The 19,802-nt window shown below is 63.3% G+C and carries 17 protein-coding genes; 6 read left to right on the plus strand and 11 right to left on the minus strand.

Annotation, left to right across the window (positions count from 1 at the left end; translation table 11 throughout):
* Window position 1: 1 nt before the first annotated feature.
* On the minus strand, window positions 2–1,582 hold the full coding sequence (locus ACNO8S_RS07255; RefSeq protein WP_420182724.1) for an acyl-CoA carboxylase subunit beta: 1,581 nt from the start codon (window positions 1,580–1,582) through the stop codon (window positions 2–4).
* Between the two features lies 1 nt (window position 1,583).
* The gene (locus ACNO8S_RS07260; RefSeq protein ID WP_420182725.1) at window positions 1,584–2,327 is read right to left on the minus strand and encodes a beta-ketoacyl-ACP reductase; all 744 of its coding nucleotides are present in this window, start codon (window positions 2,325–2,327) and stop codon (window positions 1,584–1,586) included.
* Window positions 2,328–2,545: 218 nt separating this feature from the next.
* Here ACNO8S_RS07260 and ACNO8S_RS07265 point away from each other — a divergent pair, with 218 nt between their 5' ends.
* Genes ACNO8S_RS07265 through ACNO8S_RS07290 form a run of 6 tightly spaced genes read left to right on the plus strand, consistent with a single transcriptional unit; the run spans window position 2,546 to window position 10,300 of the window.
* A complete protein-coding gene (locus ACNO8S_RS07265) occupies window positions 2,546–3,709 on the plus strand; it encodes a hypothetical protein (RefSeq protein ID WP_014040368.1) in 1,164 nt (387 codons plus the stop codon).
* A gap of 37 nt (window positions 3,710–3,746) precedes the next feature.
* Window positions 3,747–4,949 carry an extracellular solute-binding protein gene (locus tag ACNO8S_RS07270; protein ID WP_225308105.1) on the plus strand — a complete coding sequence of 401 codons (1,203 nt, stop codon included), beginning with the start codon at window positions 3,747–3,749 and terminating at the stop codon, window positions 4,947–4,949.
* A 1-nt stretch (window position 4,950) separates the two neighbouring features.
* Entirely contained in the window at window positions 4,951–6,573 is a 1,623-nt protein-coding gene (locus ACNO8S_RS07275; protein ID WP_014040370.1) for an ABC transporter permease, read from the plus strand.
* Window positions 6,573–7,703, plus strand: a complete 1,131-nt coding sequence (locus ACNO8S_RS07280; RefSeq protein ID WP_151146251.1) for an ABC transporter ATP-binding protein — start codon at window positions 6,573–6,575, stop codon at window positions 7,701–7,703. The genes ACNO8S_RS07275 and ACNO8S_RS07280 overlap by 1 nt, the downstream gene beginning before the upstream one ends.
* On the plus strand, window positions 7,700–9,706 hold the full coding sequence (locus ACNO8S_RS07285) for an ArnT family glycosyltransferase (RefSeq protein ID WP_420182726.1): 2,007 nt from the start codon (window positions 7,700–7,702) through the stop codon (window positions 9,704–9,706). The genes ACNO8S_RS07280 and ACNO8S_RS07285 overlap by 4 nt, the downstream gene beginning before the upstream one ends.
* Window positions 9,707–9,715: 9 nt before the next feature.
* The gene (locus ACNO8S_RS07290; protein WP_014040373.1) at window positions 9,716–10,300 is read left to right on the plus strand and encodes a gluconate 2-dehydrogenase subunit 3 family protein; all 585 of its coding nucleotides are present in this window, start codon (window positions 9,716–9,718) and stop codon (window positions 10,298–10,300) included.
* A 32-nt stretch (window positions 10,301–10,332) separates the two neighbouring features.
* Here the strand turns inward: ACNO8S_RS07290 and ACNO8S_RS07295 are convergent, their stop codons facing one another.
* The 9 genes from ACNO8S_RS07295 to ACNO8S_RS07335 all read right to left on the minus strand — a co-directional run bounded on the left by ACNO8S_RS07295 (window position 10,333) and on the right by ACNO8S_RS07335 (window position 19,801).
* A complete protein-coding gene (locus tag ACNO8S_RS07295; protein ID WP_014040374.1) occupies window positions 10,333–11,046 on the minus strand; it encodes a dolichyl-phosphate hexose transferase in 714 nt (237 codons plus the stop codon).
* Between the two features lie 49 nt (window positions 11,047–11,095).
* Complete coding sequence (locus ACNO8S_RS07300; RefSeq protein WP_014040375.1) at window positions 11,096–11,872, minus strand: helix-turn-helix transcriptional regulator; 777 nt, start codon at window positions 11,870–11,872, stop codon at window positions 11,096–11,098.
* 427 nt (window positions 11,873–12,299) lie between these two features.
* Window positions 12,300–13,352: an HTH-type sugar sensing transcriptional regulator TrmB gene (trmB, locus tag ACNO8S_RS07305; protein WP_014040376.1), complete on the minus strand. Its 1,053-nt coding sequence runs from the start codon at window positions 13,350–13,352 to the stop codon at window positions 12,300–12,302.
* Window positions 13,353–13,531: 179 nt separating this feature from the next.
* On the minus strand, window positions 13,532–14,908 hold the full coding sequence (locus ACNO8S_RS07310) for an ABC transporter substrate-binding protein (RefSeq protein ID WP_023843263.1): 1,377 nt from the start codon (window positions 14,906–14,908) through the stop codon (window positions 13,532–13,534).
* 274 nt (window positions 14,909–15,182) lie between these two features.
* Window positions 15,183–16,247 (minus strand): glucose 1-dehydrogenase, encoded by a 1,065-nt coding sequence (locus tag ACNO8S_RS07315; protein WP_050038076.1) that lies wholly within the window; start codon window positions 16,245–16,247, stop codon window positions 15,183–15,185.
* Between the two features lie 40 nt (window positions 16,248–16,287).
* Window positions 16,288–17,364, minus strand: coding sequence for a Gfo/Idh/MocA family protein (locus tag ACNO8S_RS07320; protein WP_129755167.1), 1,077 nt, complete (start codon window positions 17,362–17,364; stop codon window positions 16,288–16,290).
* A gap of 29 nt (window positions 17,365–17,393) precedes the next feature.
* Complete coding sequence (locus ACNO8S_RS07325; RefSeq protein WP_014040380.1) at window positions 17,394–17,597, minus strand: hypothetical protein; 204 nt, start codon at window positions 17,595–17,597, stop codon at window positions 17,394–17,396.
* A gap of 1 nt (window position 17,598) precedes the next feature.
* Window positions 17,599–18,795, minus strand: coding sequence for an ABC transporter ATP-binding protein (locus ACNO8S_RS07330; protein ID WP_014040381.1), 1,197 nt, complete (start codon window positions 18,793–18,795; stop codon window positions 17,599–17,601).
* A 4-nt stretch (window positions 18,796–18,799) separates the two neighbouring features.
* Entirely contained in the window at window positions 18,800–19,801 is a 1,002-nt protein-coding gene (locus ACNO8S_RS07335) for a carbohydrate ABC transporter permease (RefSeq protein ID WP_008309125.1), read from the minus strand.
* Between the last annotated feature and the right edge of the window lies 1 nt (window position 19,802).

Genomic DNA, 19,802 nt, shown 5'->3' on the forward strand with positions numbered 1-19,802 from the left:
ATTACAGCGGGATATTGCCGTGGTCTTTCGGCGGCGTGTCCTCGCGCTTGCGCTGCAGGAGGTCGAGGTCCTGAATGAGGCGCTTGCGCGTCTCTTTCGGTTCGATGACGTCGTCAAGATAGCCCCGTTTCGCCGGCCCGTACGGATTGGCAAACTCGTCGCGGAACTCGTCCATCAGTTCCTGACGCTTGGCATCCGGGTCGCCGGCGTCCGCGATCTCGTTCCGGTAGAGGATGTTGACCGCGCCCCGTGGACCGAGGACCGCCATCTCCGACCCCGGCCAGGCGTAGTTCACGTCGCTGCCGAGGAACTTCGAGGACATGACGATGTACGCACCGCCGTAGGCCTTCCGCACGACGACCGACAGCAGGGGCACCGTCGCCTCTGCGTAGGCGTAGATTAGCTTCGCGCCCCGCCGGATGATGCCGTTGTGCTCCTGGTCGGTGCCGGGCATGAACCCGGGCACGTCGACGAGCGTGAGGATGGGGATATTAAACGAGTCACAGAAGCGGACGAAACGGGCCGCTTTCTCCGCCGCGTCGATGTCGAGTGTCCCCGCGCTCACGCGTGGCTGATTGGCGACGACGCCGACCGACTGGCCGTCCATCCGCGAGAAGCCCACGACGACGTTGCGCGCCCAGTTGCCGTGAACCTCGAAGAAGGAGTCCTCGTCGACGATGGCGTCGATGACTTTCGTCATGTCGTAGGGCTTGCGCGGGGCCGACGGGACGATATCAGTCACGCCGGGAATTTCCCGGTCGGGGTCGTCCCACGGCTTGACCCGCGGCGGGTCCTCCATGTTGTTCGCCGGCAGGTACGACAGGAGGCGGCGGATGTTTTCGAGCGCTTCCTCCTCTGACGGGTACGAGAAGTGAGCGACGCCGGACTTGGTAGAGTGAGAGCCCGCACCGCCGAGTTCCTCCTTCGACACCTGTTCGCCGGTCACCGTCTCGATGACGTCCGGCCCGGTGATGAACATGTGGCTGGTGTCCTGCACCATGAAGGTAAAGTCAGTCAGTGCCGGACTGTAGGTGGCTCCACCGGCACACGGCCCCATGATGGCTGAAATCTGCGGGATGAGCCCACTAGCCTTGGTGTTACGCTCGAAAATCTTGGCGAAACCCACCAGCGAGTCGACACCTTCCTGAATGCGCGCGCCGCCGGAGTCGTTGAGGCCGATGACCGGGACGCCGTTTTCGATGGCCCGGTCCATCACCTTACAGATCTTGTCGGCGACGACCTCGCCGACCGAGCCGCCGAGGACGGTGAAGTCGTGGGCGAACAGGAACACCTTCCGACCGTCGACCTCGCCGTAGCCGGTGACGACCGCGTCGCCGGCGAAGCGCTTCTCCTCCATGCCGAAGTTCGTCGACCGGTGCTCGACGAACGGATCGACTTCGTTGAACGTGCCGTCGTCGACGAGGAAGTCGATGCGCTCGCGGGCGGTCATCTTGCCCTTCTCGTGTTGGGCTTCGATACGGGCCTCGCCGCCGCCGAGCTCGGCCTCGGCTCGTTTCTGTCGCAACTCCTCGACCGCGTCGTCGGGCGCGGTCTCGTCTTCTGGTTCTTCCTGCTGACTCATGCTACCACTCCATCCCGCCGTTGACGCCAAGTACCTGTCCAGTCATATAACTCGATTCTTCGCTCGCGACGAACCTGACGATGCCGGCGATGTCTTCGACGCGTGCGAACCGGTCGAGCGGAATCTCCCGCAAAATCTTCTCTTGAACGCGTTCGGGCACCTCCTCTAACATATCGGTCTTGACAAAGCCCGGCGCGACGCAGTTCGCGGTCGAGCCCGTGTGTGCTAGTTCGAGCGCTAGGGTCCGCGTAAAGCCGAACAGTCCGGACTTCGTCGTCGCGTAGTTGGCCTGTCCGATGTTTCCCTGCTGGCCGACGACGCTAGAGATATTTATCAGTCGGCCGTGCTCGGCGTCGCGGATGTCGTCGTAGAACGCCTTCGTCCCGTTGAACACGCCGCCCAGGTTGACGTCGATAACCGTCTCCCAGTCTTCACGGGTCATGTTCTCGAATTTCTTGTCGATGGTGATACCAGCGTTGTTGACGAGCACGTCCGTGGGACCGAACTCGTCGGCCACCCTCTCACGCATCGCCCGGACTTCATCGAGTTTCGCCACGTCGGCCTGCGCCGCGATAGCATTGCCACCGCTTTCGCGGATATCCTCGACGACGGCACGGGCTTCCGCGTCCGAGGACCGGTAATTTACGACGACGTTGGCCCCGTGAGCACCGAGGTCTTTGGCGATTCCGCGGCCGATACCGCGCGAGGACCCGGTGACGACACAGGTCTGATTATCCAGGTTCATTTGTGGTTGATCGGAGCCCTGTTGCTTCGTACGCTCATCACCTAATCTGGCAAAGCACAGCCAGATAATAGTTCTCCTAATACAACATTAAACGTCAGATTTAGAATATAATGATGTTCCGGTTTCGGGACACATGATGTCTGGAAAACAGATCTACGAGGGCAGCAAAGTGAGAACGCCAAATCTTTTAGGATGGCCTAAAGAGGTAGGGCCAGTACATGACAGCCGACATCTGCGTGATGGTGCCGACGATTCGAAACCACGAATGCATGCGTTCGTACTTCCAGAACGCCCGGAACCACGGGTTCGACCTGGACCGACTGTTCGTCGTGCTCATCACCGAGGACTTCTGTGACACCGACGCGATGGAACAGATGCTCGACGAGGAGGGCGTCGACGGGGCCGTCTACGACGGGACTGCTCGCGAAACCTGGTTTGAGAACCACGGCGCGAGCGAGTATTCGCACCTTATCCCCGAAGCGAGCCACGCGCAGACGTCGTTTGGCCTCCTCTACATGTGGGCCAACGACTACGAGTACGGTGTGTTTATCGACGATGACACGCTGCCACACGAGGACGCAGACTTCTTCGGGACCCACATGTCGAACCTGTCCTTCGAGGGCGAGATAGAGACGGTCAGCTCCGACGAGCAGTGGGTCAACGTGCTCTACCAGAACGAGGACGAGCACGGTCTCTACCCGCGCGGCTACCCCTACGCCGCGATGGACGAGGAAGTTTCGACGGAAGCGACGCAGGTCGACGATGTGGTCGCCTCTCAAGGCCTCTGGACGAACGTACCGGACCTCGACGCCGTTCGTATCCTGATGGACGGCGACCTCCAGGGACAGGCCCAGACCCGGACGAGCGAGGCGGACTTCGGCGAGGACTTCGTCGCCGCCAAGGGCCAGTACCTCACCGTCTGCTCGATGAACCTCGCGTTCCGCCGGGAAGTGATTCCGGCGTTCTACCAGCTCCCGATGGACGACAACGAGTGGGACGTGGGCCGCTTCGACGACATCTGGTCGGGCGTGTTCCTCAAGCGGGCCTGTGACGTGCTCGGCAAGCAGATCTACAACGGCGACCCCCTCTGTGAGCACAACAAAGCGCCCCGCTCGACGTTCTCGGACCTGACCAACGAGGTCCACGGGCTCGAACTCAACGAGCACGTCTGGGAGATCGTTGACGAGGCCGGCGCGGACGCCGACTCCTACGCCGAAGTGTTCGACGCAATCGGGACAGCGATGGCCGACGGCGATTTCAGCGACTGGGAAAACGGTGCCTTCCTTAACTACTGCGGGGAGTTCATGCTCGACTGGCTGGAATGTCTCGACGAACTGGACGCCGCCGCGACGGAACAGGTCCCCGCGACCGCCGACGACTAGAAAGGCCTAAGTTGTTTAGGCAACCCTAAATCAAACAATGAGTGATTCTAACGATCTGACTGGACGTAACGCGACGCAGTCTCGACGGCGCTTCCTCGCTCTCGGCGGCGCGACTGCCGCAACAGCGCTTGCCGGCTGTTCCGGCATTCTCGGTGGTGGCGATGGCGGTGAGGGTGGAAGCAACGGTGGAACTGATACCGGCGTCGGGCAGATTTCCCTTTCGGACTTCCGTGGGTCCGGCCCACTGGTGGAACAGCGGGACGCTCCCGGCGGCACATCCATCGAGGAGTTGCCGGACCTCAGCGGCGAACTGACGCTGTATCTCGGCGGTGGCGAGGGCGGGCTGTATCTCGACCTCATCAATCTGCTCGAACAGCTCTATCCGGACTTCACGGCGAACCACCGGCTCGAAGCCTCCAGCGACCTCGCGAACACGATTATCGAGGAAAACGAGGCCGGCGCGAGTCCCGCCGACGTGTTCATGTCCATCGACGCCGGTTCGCTCGGTGCCGTGGCCAACGCCGGTGCGACCGCGAGTCTCCCCGAAGAGGCCCTTTCGACGGTCCCCGAAGCCTACCAGGACAGCGAGGGCCGCTGGGTTGGCATCGCCGGTCGCGCCCGGGCGATCCCGTACAACACGAACCAGATCTCCGAATCCGACATCCCATCGACAGTTCAGGAGTTCCCCGAAACGGCTGCGCTGGAAAACAGCATGGGCTGGGCACCGAGCTACGGCGCGTTCCAGTCCTTTGTCACCGCGATGCGGCTCATCCGCGGCGACGACGAGACGATGTCGTGGCTCCAGGCGATGCAGGACCACGGTATCACTACCTACGACGACGAGTTCCGCGTTTCCAACGCCTGCGCCGACGGTGAACTCACCGCCGGCTTCGCCAACCACTACTACACGCTTCGGGTCCAGTCCGCCCGCGACGACTCGCCCATCGGCCTCGCGTTCACCGAGGGCGACGCCGGCGCGCTCGTCAACGTCTCGGGGCTGGAAATCATCGACGGAACCGACAACGCGGACCTGGCGTCGAACTTCGTCCGGCACGTTCTCTCGGCGGAGGCCCAGGAGTTCTTCGCCACCCGGACGTTCGCGTATCCGATGATTCCGGGCGTCGCACCGGTCGGCGACCTGCCGCGCATCGACGACCTGAACCCACCGGACATCAACCTGACCGAACTGGCCGACGTGGCCGGAACCGTGGACTTACTTCGGGACGCTGGCGTCCTCTAATATGGGCACAAAAGACCGGTACGAGCGGCTTCGGGAGCAGGCGACGACGTCGGAACGAGACTCGTCGCCGCACACGCTGCTCGCAGTGGTCTCGCTGGCGATCTCGCTGCTGTTACTGGCACCGCTGGTTTGGATCTTTCTCAGGGCAGGTGAAATCGAGTTCGCGCGTGCGGTCGAATTGCTGACAAGCGACACGACCGTCTCGGTGACGCTGAACACGCTGGCGCTGGTGACTGGTGTCACTGTCGCATCGATTCTCATCGGCGTCCCGCTGGCGATTCTCACCGCCCAGACCGATCTGCCGTTCAAACGGTTCTGGACGATCACGTCCGCGTTGCCACTGGTCGTTCCGAGCTACATCGGGGCCTTCGCGTTCGTCTCTGCCTTTGGCCCCCGTGGCGTCCTCGCGGACCTGCTCTCGCCGCTCGGTATCGAGCAAATCCCGACGATATACGGCCTGCACGGCGCAATACTCGTCCTGACACTGTTTACGTACCCGTACGTATTTCTGACTACGCGCGCGTCGCTGCTGTCGTTCGACGGGACCGTCGTCGAGGCCGCCCGGACGCTGAATCACACTCGTTGGGAGGCGTTCCGCCGCGTCACGCTACCACAGATCGCACCAGGCATCGCCGCCGGCGCGCTGCTGGTGGCACTGTACGCGCTCTCTGACTTCGGAACGCCGGCGATTATGCAGTACGACGTGTTCACGCGGATGATCTACAACGAGTTCGGCGCGCGCCGACTGGACTACGCCTCCGTGCTCTCGATGCTGTTGCTCGTGATGGCGCTCGGCATCCTCGCCGTCGAATCGCGGCTCAGCGCGGGCCGGGACGGTGCCTACGTCAGCAGCGGTTCGCGCCGGCCCGGTCTCATCAGGCTCGGGTACTGGAAGGCCCCGGCACTGCTGTTTTGCGGTGCCATCGCGTCCCTGTGTCTGGTGCTTCCCATCGGTATCCTGCTCCAGTGGCTCCTCCGTTCCGGCACGGGCTACAGCGGCGGTGGCTTCGCGTTCGAGGCGTCCTATGCCTGGAACTCGGTCGGTCTGGCCGCCGCCGCGGCCGCTATCTGCGTCGTGGCGGCGCTCCCGATTGCGTACCTCGCCGCGCGGGGCACGTCGGGTATTTCGTCACTTCCCGAGCGGGCCACGTACGTCGGCTACGCGGTCCCTGGTGTCGTTCTCGGCCTCGCGCTGGTGTATCTTGGGCTCCGGTACGTCCCCTTCCTGTATCAGAGCGTCATCCTGCTGGTGTTCGCCTACGTGATTCGGTTCCTCCCGCAGGCCGTCGGGACGACCGAATCCTCGATTCTGCAGGTCGACCCGCAGTACATCGAGGCGGCGCGGTCGCTGGGCTACCACCCGCTCTCGGCGTTCAGGAAAGTCGTCTTGCCGCTCGTCGCGCCGGGTATCGCCGCCGGGGCCGCGCTGGTGTTCCTGACGACCATGAAGGAATTGCCGGCAACGCTGATGTTACGCCCGACGGGCTTCGAAACCTTCGTCACGTACATCTGGCTCGTCCAGGGTGCCGGCTACTACGGACAGGCGGCGGTCCCGGCCCTCGTGCTCGTTGGCCTTTCCGGACTCTCCATGCTGGTCATTCTTCGACGGGAGGACACAAGCTAATGTCTCGACAAACACGCACACAGCAAACATCGGACTTCGACGACGTGGACGCAGCAGTAGCGAACCCGAACCGGACCGTCCTGGAACTCGACGACGTATCCAAGGACTACGGGCAGGAAGTCGCCGTCGAGAACCTCTCGCTCGACGTGAAAGACGGCGAACTGCTGACGCTGCTTGGTCCCTCGGGCTGTGGCAAGACGACGACGCTCCGGATGATTGCCGGGCTGGAACGCCCCTCCGACGGACAAATCTCTATCGCCGACGAAGTCATCGCCGACGGCACCTCGTTCCGGAAGCCCGAGGAGCGCAACGTCGGTATCGTCTTCCAGGACTACGCCCTGTTCCCGCATCTCACCGTCGCCGAGAACATCGCGTTCGGCCTGACCGAGATGGAGGAAGACGCTGTCGGAGAGCGGGTCGACGAACTGCTCGAACTGGTCGACCTGTCGGCCCATCACGACAAGATGCCGAGCCAGCTTTCCGGCGGCCAGCAGCAACGCGTCGCGCTCGCGCGCTCGCTGGCCCCGGAGCCTGACGTCCTCCTGCTCGACGAGCCGTTCTCGAACCTGGACGTGCGCCTGCGCGTCGAGATGCGCGAGGAGGTCCGCAAGATCCTCAAGCGGGCCGGCGTCACCGCCATCTCCGTGACCCACGACCAGGAGGAGGCGCTGTCGATCAGCGACCGCGTCGCCATCATGAACGACGGGACCATCGCTCAGATCGGCGACCCCGCTGAAGTGTTCGAGAACCCCGAGAGCCGCTTCGTCGCGAGCTTCCTCGGCCAGGCGAGTTTCCTCTCGGCCCGGGTGACTAACGACCAAATCGAGACAGGGCTGGGCTCGTTCGACGTGGACCTGCTGAACGGGCCAGTTGCGGCGTACAACGGCGCAATGGTGGACGTGCTCGTCCGGCCCGACGACCTGCAGGCGATGCCGACGAACGAGTCCAAAGCCGACGGCTACGTCGTCCATCGCCAGTACAACGGCCCCTCGTTCGTCTACCGGGTCGAGCTCCACAGCGGCGACGTCGTCCACTGCATGCACAACCACGTCGAGACGTTCGAACCGGGCCAGCCCGTCGAGGTCGACTTGGTCGCGGACCACGACCTGGCCTGGTACCCGACGGAATGAATCGACTGCGCCGGCCGGGGGTACAGGCGGGGCTGGTGGCGCTGCTGGGCGGGATCACCGTTTTCACGCTTGCCCACGTCGTTTTTCCGCACCACACCACCAACCATGACGAGGGCGTCTACCTCCAGCAGGCCGCGATGTTGCTGGAGGGGCAACTGTTCATTTACCCCCCGGTCGAGGAGTCGTTCCGGCCGTGGTTTTTCGTCGCCGACGGCGAGCGGCTGTATCCGAAATACGCGCCGGTTCCGGCGGCGATGTTCGCCGTCGGGAAACTACTCGGCGGCTACCGCATTGCGCTCGGCCTGATTTCGACCGGCGTGCTGGCGCTGACCTACCACACCGTCCGTGAGGCATTCGACGCTCGAACCGGCGTGGTAGCGACCGTCCTCATGCTCGGATCGCCGCTGTTCCTCGTCGAGGCGTCGGTGTTCCTCTCGTACGTGCCGACGACGCTCTGGAACCTCGGCTTCGCCGCGGCGTATCTCCACGCCGACCGGACGGGGAGCCGGAAGACGGCGGCGTGTGCTGGGCTCGCGATCGGCATCGCCTTTTTCGCACGGCCGTACACGGCGGTGTTGTTTGCGACGCCGTTCATCGCCCACGCGCTGTGGTCGCTCCGGACGCGCGACCCGGCGCGGTTCACGCGACTGTCGCTGACTGCCATCGGCGGGCTCACCGGCGTTGCCGCGACGCTTGCATACAACCGCGTCGTCACCGGCTCCGCGCTGTTGTTCCCCTACGAGGTGTTCGCCCCGCAGGACGGCCCGGGCTTCGGCTACCGAGAGATTCTGGGCTACTCTCGGGAGTTCACGCCAGCGATGTCGCTGGACGCGAACGCCGAACTCCTCTGGAAGCTCGTCACCCAGTGGGTCGTCGCCGGGCCGCTGGGAACGCTCGCTGCAGCCGTCGGACTCGGGGCTGCCGTGCGCCGCGGGATAGATGGTCGACAGGCGGCGCTGGCCGGCGTCCTCCTGACGGTCCCGCTCGGCAACGGCTACTTCTGGGGCACCGTGAACATGCTCGGGGACCTCTCGGACCCGACCGACGGCCTGGTCGCCTTCCTGGGGCCGTTCTACCACGTCGACATGCTCGTCCCGCTGACGGCCTTCGGTGCCGTCGGCGTCGTTGCGGTCGCTCGATGGACGAGCCGACTCGTCACCGAACAGGTCAGCGCCGACCGCGTCCGTCCGGTTCTGCTCGCGGTGGCGCTGTGTGGCGCGGCGCTGGGCGGCGGCGCGGCCGTCGCGACGGCGGCCGAGCCGGTCTCGGACAACTACGCGGTGACCCAGCAGCTAGAGCAGGCCTACGAACCATTCGAGCAGCGTGACCTCGACAATAGCCTCGTCCTGCTTCCCACGCCCTATGGCGACTGGCTCAACCACCCGTTCCAGTCGGTTCGCAACGACCCCGGCTTCGACGGCGACACCGTCTACGCGATGCAACACCGCCAGTTCGAGGTGCTCGACGCCTACCCCGACCGGACCTACTACCGCTACGTGTTCCGCGGCGAGTGGGTCCCGTATCTGGGGCTGCCCGTCGAGCCGCGACTCCAGCCGGTGTCGGTCGCGGAGGGCGAGACGGTCCAAACGGACGTGTCGGCGTCGGTTCCGGAGCAGGCCGCGCTGGTCTCGATCCGGCTCACGAGCGAGGGTGAGAACGACTACGCGACAGTTACCGGAACGGACCGGCTGGATCTGCAGCTCTCGACCGACCGGAATCGGACGCGACTCACCGGCGACGGAATCGACGACCAGGTCAGCGTCCCGACGCCGGAAAGCGGGACGGTGACGCTGATTATGTTCGTCGACTACGGCACCGGTGCAGGGTTCGAATACCGGGCGGAGCTACCGGTCGACCAGACGGATGAGGGCGTCCGGGCGCTGACGCCGCGGCTCGAAGTCTGTCGGGACCAGCGCCGCTGCGGCGGCGAAGCGGCCTACGTCCCGGGCACGCATCGCGATGGCATCAGCATGAACGCGACCACGACAAGCGAGAATACGTGAGACTCACCGATGACTGACTACGAACTCACCAGACGCGACGCACTGAAAGCACTCGGCGCGGCGGGTGTCACCGTCGCCGGCGGCGCGGCGGCGCTCGCCTGGGACAGGTCGACAAGCGACGATGCTGACGAGTCAGCCGAGGCCGACGCCGCCAGTTCCGAATCGAGCTTCGGGGACCACGAACGCGAGACGTACCGTGCCGTCGCCGCTATCGTCTATCCGAGCGAGGTGACGGGCGTCGCTGGATTCGTCGACAGCTACGTCGCCGGACGGGTCGAGGCAGACCCCGAACGAGCCGAAGCCATGGCGGCAGCGGTTTCGGCTCTGGACACGTACACCCGAGAGTGGGAAGGCACCGACTTCGTGGCGGTCGATGCTGCGACGAAAGAAGATACGCTTCGGGGAATGGGGGTCAAGGCCTCTGATCCGGACCCACATGGCGACCCGAGGCACCGCGTCCGCTACTACCTCGTCAACGACCTCCTGTTCGCGCTGTACAGTTCGCCGACCGGCGGTAAGCTCGTCGGCATCGAGAATCCACAGGGCCACCCCGGTGGAACGGGTAGCTATCAGCAGCCACCGAACGACCGATAAGCCGGGTCCCGTCGTCGACTGCTTCGGCGGTGTTACCGGAACCGTTCTTCGAGCGCAACGCGGACGATAGATTTCGCGATGGCGGCCCCGCCGGAGAACGGGTCGAGCTTCGTCTCGCCTTTCCGCTCGTCGTACGCGATGGGGCGCTCACGCACGTCGTAGCCACGCATCAGCGGCCGCATGAGCAGTTCGGCCGAGAGTCCGGTGTTCTCGGTCCAGACGATCTTCTGGAGGACCTCGCGGCGGTACGCGCGCATTCCAGTCGTCGTGTCGTGGACGCGCTTGCCCATGAGCACGCTCGCGAGTAGCGCGAACAGTTCGTTCCCCAGTTTGTTCATCGCCGGCATCTGTTCGGCCCCGTAGTACAGTCGGTCACCGCTGACGACGTCGGCCCCGTCGTTTATTTCCGCGAGGAAATCGGGCAGACGTTCCATCGGATACGTGTCGTCGCAGTCCGTCGTGACGACGACCGGCCGGTCCGGTGTCAGCACGGCTTCGCGGACTGCCACGCCGTACCCCTGCGGTTCCTGTTGGATGACTGTAGCGCCGTGCTCGCGGGCGATCTCCGGTGTCCGGTCGCTGGACCCGTCGACACAGACGACTTCGGCGCGCCCGTCAGTCACTGCAGCGATGTCATCGAGCACGGTGCCGATTGCTTCTTCCTCGTTGTACGTGCCCATAACGACCGCGAGGTCGTCGAAGGTGTAGCCGGCCGGTTCGTCGCTCCGTGAACCCTGAATAGCCATTGCTCATCCGTCAGAACCCACGGTTCTTGAATGTTTAGGTTTGCCAAAATCAGCGGTCGGCGAGATACGTTTCTATCGGGGTTGCATCCGTCCAGAGGTGCGCAAACAGGTCCCGTGCCCACGAAATAGCGCTGTCCGTTTCGGAGACGATTTTCGCCGACGGCCAGGCTCCGTCGAGTTCTGGGAGCGTCAGGATCATCCAGTCGTCGGCGACGGCAAGTGCGTACGGGACCTCCGTGACACGAACGGTCGTCTCCTCGTATCGATTCATATCGAGCGAGACGGACTCCTTGCCGAGTATCTCGTCGATGACAGCACAGCTTACCACCAGTCTCGAGTCGGGGCTATCTGGCATCGCTTCCTCGTACTCTGGGTGGTAGACGGGCGAGACCACGTCGCAGTTCTGGACGCTCTCGACGCGGGTGACGACTTCGCGGACCGGGCGGTTGATATCGGTCTGCGTGCCACGGATGACCGTGTACTCGTCGAGTTCTGGGAGGCGACACCGGAACGGCTGTGGTAGAACTGACGTATCGTGGGACTCCCAGTACTGCGGGGCCACGGCGAAGAGTTCCTCGAGGCGTTGCTGGCGGTGAATCGTATCCGCGACGAGGCGGCCGGTGCCGGTGAGTCGCCATCCGTCATCCATCGAGGTGACCAGACCGCGGCCTTCGAGGTTCGAGAGCGCATCGTATATCGCGGACTCGCTCGCAGTGACCGCTGACAGCAGTTCGTTGGTGGCCTTGGCTCCGGGACACAGCGAGCCGATGATGTCCGTCCGGACGGACGACGTTCGGACGTACTGAATAACTGATTCTACGCCCATACTGTCCCCATATACTGTAGCTCATATTTTTCGCACATATCAGTTTCCATTTGTAATGGAATTCTCTCCGGAAGCTGTACTATTCTCTCGGGCATTGGATATTATTGCAGCCAATGTGTCCATCTTTTTTACCGCTCGTGACACAGACACAGTTGCTGTCCACGTAAGACCACGTCCCCGCTGAACGCAATGGAGCACGTTGGTCTTGTGGAACTGCCACGTTCGGGCCAGGCGATATCGTGCCTCTGACATACCTCGCCAGCCCGAAGGGTCATGCAATCACCGTGGGTTGCCCGCCCACGGTGCTCATTGTCTCCGCTGTCGTCTCGTCCAGCCGCGTCTGTTTACTTCGGACTCCGTCCGCCGGTTCCGTATCGACCGTCTGTAGTCAGGCGGTCACCGTGAGAAACAGCTACAGCCGACAGTGTCAGTTCTCGGGCGGTTCGTCCGTTCCGATCCGGATCTCGTACGCCTCCATATCCTCGAACGCAGCGACTTGTCCACCGACTTCTACCGGCCCCTCGGCCGTCTCGACGACCAGCGTCGCGACCTCGCGGTTCGAACTGAACGACGCCTGGTCCACCTTGCCCTCGACGACCCGGTGGTCGCCCGTTTCCACGTCCCGCCCCTCGATAGTCGCGTAGAACTCCCCGTCCAATGTCATCAAGTCAGAGATACAGCGCCTGATCGTCCCGTAGCGGCGCGGGAACGGCAGCCCGTCCCCGTCGCTGGCAATCGTTTCGGCCGTTGTCCACAGCACCGTGTTGAGGAACCCGGACACCAGAAACCCGAGTTCCGACCGATTGAATATGACGCCGTATCTGTCTGTGTCGCCGCGGACGCTCTCGCGGGTGGCGTACATCGAGTAGTTCCCATCGGCGACGGCGACGACCGGTGTCGTGATACCGCGGCGGGCCTTCACCGTGGTCGCGATGGACTCGTAATCGAACCGCGCTGGGTCGGGAGCGTCCACACCCGGTGAAATGAGAATTTCAATAGCGATGCCGGACTGCTTCCGGGCCGCGAGTCTGTCTTCGAACCGCTCTAGCAGGGCCGGGGTCAGCGACAGCGTCAGTTCGTACTCGGCCGTCTCGATGATGTCTTCGAGGTACCGGAGTATCGTCGGCCGGGATTTGACGAGCGAGACGGCTTCCGGCTCCCGTGCGGGGGCCGTGTAGCGCGAAGACAGGTCGTCGACGAGGTCATCAAGCGAGTCTTGAATCCCCTCGAAGGCTTCCCGAGGATCGATAGCCAGGACCTTCATCGGCCGGGACTCCTTGAGTTCGACGAGTCCGACGTCGCTGAGGCTCCGGACCGTATCGTACACCCGCGGCTGTGGAATGTCCGTGTTCTCCGAGATCTCCGACGCTGTCAGCTCACCGTGTTGCAACACGGCCAGGTAGGCTGAAATCTCGTACTCGCCGAGATTGAACCGCGCAATTACCTGTTCGAGCGATGCTTCCAAGTCGTCACTAGACATAGTGGAGCGTTTGCGAGTCGAGTACTAAGAACTTCGGCACTCTATTCAGCAGCCAGTTTCAGAACCAGTCATGTGACTCTGTGCTACTGTTGGTTGTCCCGTCACAGCGGCTGCCTACTCCTGTGACTCCGATCGTTCGAGTCGACACGGCAAAAAAACTGCGTGCTGTCGCTGGGTTATTAGTAGGCGCTGGAAATCTGGGAGACGACGTCCGCGGGCGCAGCACCGGAGTTCAGCGATGAGATAGCGGATTCGAGCGAGGACTTGACTGCCGGCGGTGCGGCCAGACCGTGCGCGACGGACGGCGGCTGGGCCTCGCTGTTCTGGAAGTCCTCTATCTGGTCCTTGGAGAAGTCGTTGAACGGGTCGGTGTTGACGTCGGTCCGCGGCGGAATCGACCCCTTCTTCGGGTTGAAGATCTCCTGTGCCTCCGTCGTCCCGACGAACTGGCACCACAGCGTGGTCGCTTCCGGGGACGGGTTGTTGACCGGATACGGGAACGAGTCCATGTTGAGGGCATAGTAGCCGTCGGTTCCCGGGAATGTCACATGGTCCCACTCCTCGCCGTACGTCAGGTCGTTCGTGAGGTACGTTCCGGCCGCCCAGTCACCCTGGTGGAGGAACGCCGCTTCGCCGTTGATGACCTGATTGTTGGCCTCGGTCCAGGAAATCGAACCAGCGTCGCTCGGGATGTAGTCGAGATAGGACTGCGTCGTCTCGACTGCCGACTCGAGCGCGTCGCTGTTGGCGTCGACCTCACCGTCGACGAAGATAGCGCTGTAGGTCTCGGCGTCCGTTTCGCCGAGGAGGACAGTCGCGAACATCTGGAAGCTGGACCACGGCGACCCGGTCTGGTGTGCCATTCCGGTGTAGCCGGCATCGTTGACCGTCGCCATCGCGTCGACGAGGTCAGACGGCGTTTCGAGGGAGGCCGGATCGACCCCGGCGTCCTCGACGACCTCGACGTTGTAGAAGAGGTTGTTGATCCGGTGGATGTTGAGCGGCACCGTCACGTAGTTCCCAGCGGGCTGGGCCGCGTCCTTGACGCCCTGAAGGTAGGCGTCCTCCATGCTGTTCTCTGACCACACGGAGTCGCCGATATCCTTCAGCAGGTTCGCATCGGTGAAGGGGAGCAGATTGTTTCCGGGCCAGGCTTGCCACGTACTCGGGTGGTTGCCGTTCTGCACCCGTGTCCGGATGTTCGCCTGCAGGTTCTCACCCGCACCGCCGGCGATGAGGTTCTCGTCGAACGGGACGTCCGGGTGTTGCTCCTTGAACGCATCCATTACGGACTGAATCGCTTCCAGTCCGTCGCCCTCGCCCCACCAGTGGGCGACTTCAAGTGTGCTGTACTGTGTCCCGCTGTCAGTACTGCCGCCGTCGCTGCTGCCGTCACCACTGCTGCCGTCACTACCGTCGCCGCTGCTGCCATCGCCGCTGCTGCCGTCACCGCCGTCACTCCCACCGCAGCCAGCCAGCGAGGCCGCACCTGCTGCACCAGCAATCCGAAGAGCGTTACGCCGCGTCAACCGTCTGTTTGAATTGTCATCAGCCATGGTTGCACCAATACCTCATAATTCCTTATTGAAGATTCGCACTTAATACTTCTGTATAGCGAAAATCAGCATTTGACATTCGGGTCGGTCCCGATAAATCATCTATATCCCACGATTCTTCGGGTTTGAGTGGAGAAAGAAATTAATCGAATGCGAGTAAATACCTCACAATCTTACATCTACTATCTTACATATACCGACATATCCCCGTCTAAATGGGGGGTGTTCAGGCCAAACTGCCGTGAAAAAGCTCGGGCGCGGTCCGGCCCGAGGGTTACAGCGAATCGAACTCGACGACTGCCTTTATCTGGTCGTCCCCATCCTCGAAGGCCGCCTCGACGTGTTCCGGGTCGGTAACCGTCGTGACCAGATCATCGAGCAGCCACTCCGGAAGGTCCTGTAGGGTCTCGACGGCGTCCTCGAAGTGCGAGACGTGTGAGTTGACCGTGCCGATGAGACACTTGTTGTGCAGGACGATCTCGTTGTGTAGCGAACCACCGTCGACTTCGAACTCCCACGGCTCCGGGATGCCGAGCAACACGCCGACTCCGTTCTGGTCGAGCGCCTTGACCGTCTGGAACGCGTGCGGGGCGAACCCGGTCGCCTCGTAGATATAGTCCATCGCCTCGTAGGCCTCCGGGAGTTCGTCCACCGGCGTTTCGCGGGAATCGACGTACGTGCTGCCGATCTCGTCGATGATGTCGACCGTCGGGTCGGGTCGGTCACGCCGACCGACACAGTAGGTCCGGTCGTACTCCTGGTCGAGCATCCACAGCGTCAGCAGGCCGAGCGAGCCGTTGCCCAGCACGCAGGCGGATTCCGGTCGCCAGTCGAACGGTTCCCGCGTCGCGTAGGCGTGCTCGTTGGCCTTCTCGGTGATCGAGAGCGGCTCGACGAGGAAGCCGTGCTCCGCGACTGACTCGGGGACCGGGACGAGGAAATCCGCCGGCGAGGTGAAGTACTCCGCCATGAAGCCGTGGTCACCGACGATGCCGCGTTCCGTGTACTCGCCGTCCGGAGCCATATCAGGCTCACCTCGGCGGAAGTAGTCGTTCGTCTCACCGTTCGGTTTCCGTCGGACGGTCGGCGCGACGACCTGCCCCGCCTCGAGCCCCGTGCCATTGGGCTCTTCGACGACGCCGACCGCCTCGTGTCCGAGAACCATGTGGTCCGCCCCGTCGGGGAACCCGCCGTGGGACCCGTTCAGGACTTCGTGGTCTGTGCCGTCAACACCAACGCGGAGCGTCCGGACGAGTGCCTCGCCCGGGTCAGGCGACGGTCGCTCCCGCTCTAAGAGCTGTGGGCCGTCGTCGTCCCGCGTAACACCAATCACTTTCATGCCAGGCAGAGAGTGAGAACACTGGGGATTAAGTCTTTCTTCAGGGTTCTGCCTCACCGACACTGACGGCCGTGCCAGTCTCGCTGGAGCGGTAGATTCCGTCCATCACACGCTGGACGCGAAGCGCCTGTTCAACGGTGTTCGTCGACGGCGGCGTCCCGTCTCTGACTGCGGAGACGAACCGCGCCTGTTCCCGGTGCTGTGGGTCCGACCGTTGCGTCTCGATGTCGGTCGTCCGGTGGTGCATCCGGCCGGTGTCGGCGGTTTCGAACAGCGTCAGCGACTGGTCCGCGAGGTCGAGTTTCGCGCCCGCCCCGGTCCCGCGGACGTAGTACTCCTGGCTGTCCGGCCGGTTCGTCGCCCACGCGACCTCCAGAGAGATCGTTGTCCCGTCTCCACAGCGGATGAAGGCGCTCGCCGAATCGTCGACGCTGAACTCGGCCGCACCGTGATCCTCGCCCCACATCTCGACGTACGCGTACTCCTCGTCGACGCCGAACTGAGCGCGGGTGTCGCCCGACACCTCGACGACCTCGGGATGGTCGGCGACGTGCAGCGCCAGGTCGATAGCGTGCGCGCCGATATCGATGAGCGACCCGCCGCCAGCCACGTCGCTGCGCGTGAACCACGACCCCCGGCCGGGGACGCCGCGACGCCTGATGTAGTTCGCTTCGATGTGAGACACCTCGCCAATATCGCCCGCATCGCGGTAGCCCACAAGCGTCTGGACCGGGTCGGCGAACCGGTTGTGGAAGCCGACCATGCAGAACCCGTCGGCCGCGTCGGCGGCCGCGGCGATCCGCTCGGCGCTTTCGAGCGTGTGGGCCAGCGGCTTCTCGACGAGCACGTCTAGCCCTGCCTCAAGGGCTGCGACGACGTACTGTTCGTGAAACTTGTTCGGTGTCGTCACCAGCACGGCATCCACCGTCTCGAACATCGCCGCGGCTTCCTCGTACACCGCCGCGTCGTACGTCTCGGCGAACCGGCGGCGCGCGTCGGCGTCGACATCGACGCCCGCCGCTATCGAGACCGGCTGGTCGAGCTGTCGGAGGTTGGTACAGTGGATGTCCGCGATGTTCCCCAGTCCGATGATGCCTATCCGAACGGTCTCAGTCATGTCTCTCGAAGTCTGCACCCGGTGTCGGGTTAATACAACTGCTTTTCACGCTCTTCGCGTTCCTCTTCCTGTTCCTGCTTTGCCTTCTCACGGCGTCGACCGCGCCGATACTGGATGATGCCGGGGACGATTTTGTTCTTCAGGTCCAGGATAAACGACACGATACCGTACGCCCAGAAGAAAAACAGCACGAGCATCCCGCTCCAGTACAGCATCGCGAGGTGGCTGCTCATATCAGTCGTCTGACTCTACTTCGCTACTGGATGCAGTGCCTTCGGCCTCGTACGGGATGAGGTCATGGACGATCGCGTCGCCGGTGGCCGAGTCGAACAGGTGGACGTTCCGTCGGTCGATGACGACCCCGATCTCGTCGTCCTCTTCGAGGTCCGAGTCGGGATCGATGCTCATCAGCAACTGGTCGTTCGTCGCCAGTTCCTGAGACATCGACGTTTCGCCGTCGCCCAGCAGCAGGTAGGCGAATATCTCGTCACCCATCGGTTCGAGAATGTCGGTCGTCGCCGTAATCATTCCCGACGGGTCGGGGACCTCTGACTTGAATTCGCCCGGGTAGATGTCCTCCGGGCGGATGCCGAGTGTCACGTCGTCACCGACTCCGACGCCTTCGATGGACGACGGATTGAATTCGAGGGAGAAGTTCGGCGTCTCAAGTGTGGTCTCGGTGACTGTCCCCTCGACGAAGTTCATCGACGGCGAGCCGATGAACCCGGCGACAAAGAGGTTGTCCGGCTCGTTGTAACAGGTCAGCGGCGGGTCGATCTGCTGGAGCTGCCCCGAATCGAGGACGGCGATGCGGTCGGATAGCGTCATCGCCTCCTCCTGGTCGTGGGTCACGTAGATGATCGTCGTGTCCAGTTCCTTGTGCAGGCGCTGAAGCTCCGTCCGCATATGGACCTTGAGCTTCGCGTCGAGGTTCGCCAGCGGCTCATCCATCAGGAACACGTCGGGCTCACGCACGATAGCGCGGGCGATGGCGACGCGCTGACGCTGTCCACCGGACATCTCTTCGGGCATCCGGTTGAGCATTCCCTCTAGCTGGACGATGTCCGCGGCCCGCTCGACGCGGCGGTCAATCTCGTCTTGCGGGTAGTCCCGCAGCCGCAGCCCGAAGGAGATGTTGTCGTACACGTCCATGTGCGGGAACAGCGCGATGTTCTGGAACACCATCGCGATGCCGCGGTCCTTCGGCGGGAGGTTCGTCACCTCGCGGTCGCCGATATATATCTCGCCCTCGGTCGGGATGGTGAGCCCGGCGATGGTCTCCATCGTCGTCGACTTCCCGCAGCCCGAGGGGCCGACGAAACAGATGAACTCGCCGTGGTCGATGTCAAGGTTCATGTCGTCGACCGCGGTGACCACGTCACCCTGGTCGTCGTAGCGCTTCGTTACGTGTTCGAGTCGTACTCTTGCCATTGTGTTACTCCTTGAGTGCGCCTGAGGTCAGTCCGCTGACGATGCGTTCCTGTGCGACAATCACGAGAATGACGACGGGGAGGACCCCGACGATACTCGCCGCCGCCATGAGGTTGAACTGCGTGGTGTACTGGGTCTGGTAGCTGAGAATCCCGCCGACGATAGGCGACCACTTGGCCGCCTCCGGCGAGGTCGCCATGATCGAGCTGAAGAAGTACTCGTTGTAGACGGCGATGAACGTCAGCACGGCCGCGGTCGCCACGCCCGGCGCAGACAGCGGCATGATGACCCGGAACAGCGCGCCCAGTCGCGTCGTTCCTTCGACCCGTGCGGCGTCCTCCAGCCCGTCGGGAATCTGGCCGTAGAACGTCGTCAGGATGAAGATAGACAGCGGCATGAACAGCGCACTGAACGGCAGCACCATCGATCCCGGGGTGTTCAGCATCCGTGGCGGGGTAAACAGCGGGATGGACGTGAACGGCACTGTAATCGGGGCGTTGCCGGCGAACGCCTGAAACAGCGGGATGACGAACGCGGCCGGCGGGAAGTAGCTGATCGCCAGAATACCGAGCATCAGCAGTGCGCGGCCGGGGAACCGAAGTCGGCCGAACACGTAGCCGGCGAGGCTGGCGACGAACAGGACGATGACCGTCGTCGTGACCGCCAGCGCGAAGCTGTTCAGCATGTACAGGTGGAACGGCACCTGTTCGAAGACCGTGACGAACGCGCCCGGGTTGAAGCCCTTCGGAACCGGCAGCGGGAACGTCCCGCTGACGCCAAAGAGGTTTACTGTCGGGAGGAAACTGCCCGAGAGCAGGTTCCCCTCGGGGGTCACCGCCAGCACGATGAGCCAGTAGAAGGGGAACAGCGTCGTCACCAGGAAAAACACCATCGCCGCGTAGAACAGCGCCCGGTACACTTTTTCCGGGTCCTGGATGGCGCTCTGGGTCCAGCGCTGTAGCGGTCCGTCGCTCGACTGCTCCTGGGTGTCGGTTGGCGTTGCCATG

Origin of the sequence: Haloarcula sp. KBTZ06 (assembly GCF_048595605.1) — an archaeon.
GTDB lineage: Archaea > Halobacteriota > Halobacteria > Halobacteriales > Haloarculaceae > Haloarcula > Haloarcula hispanica.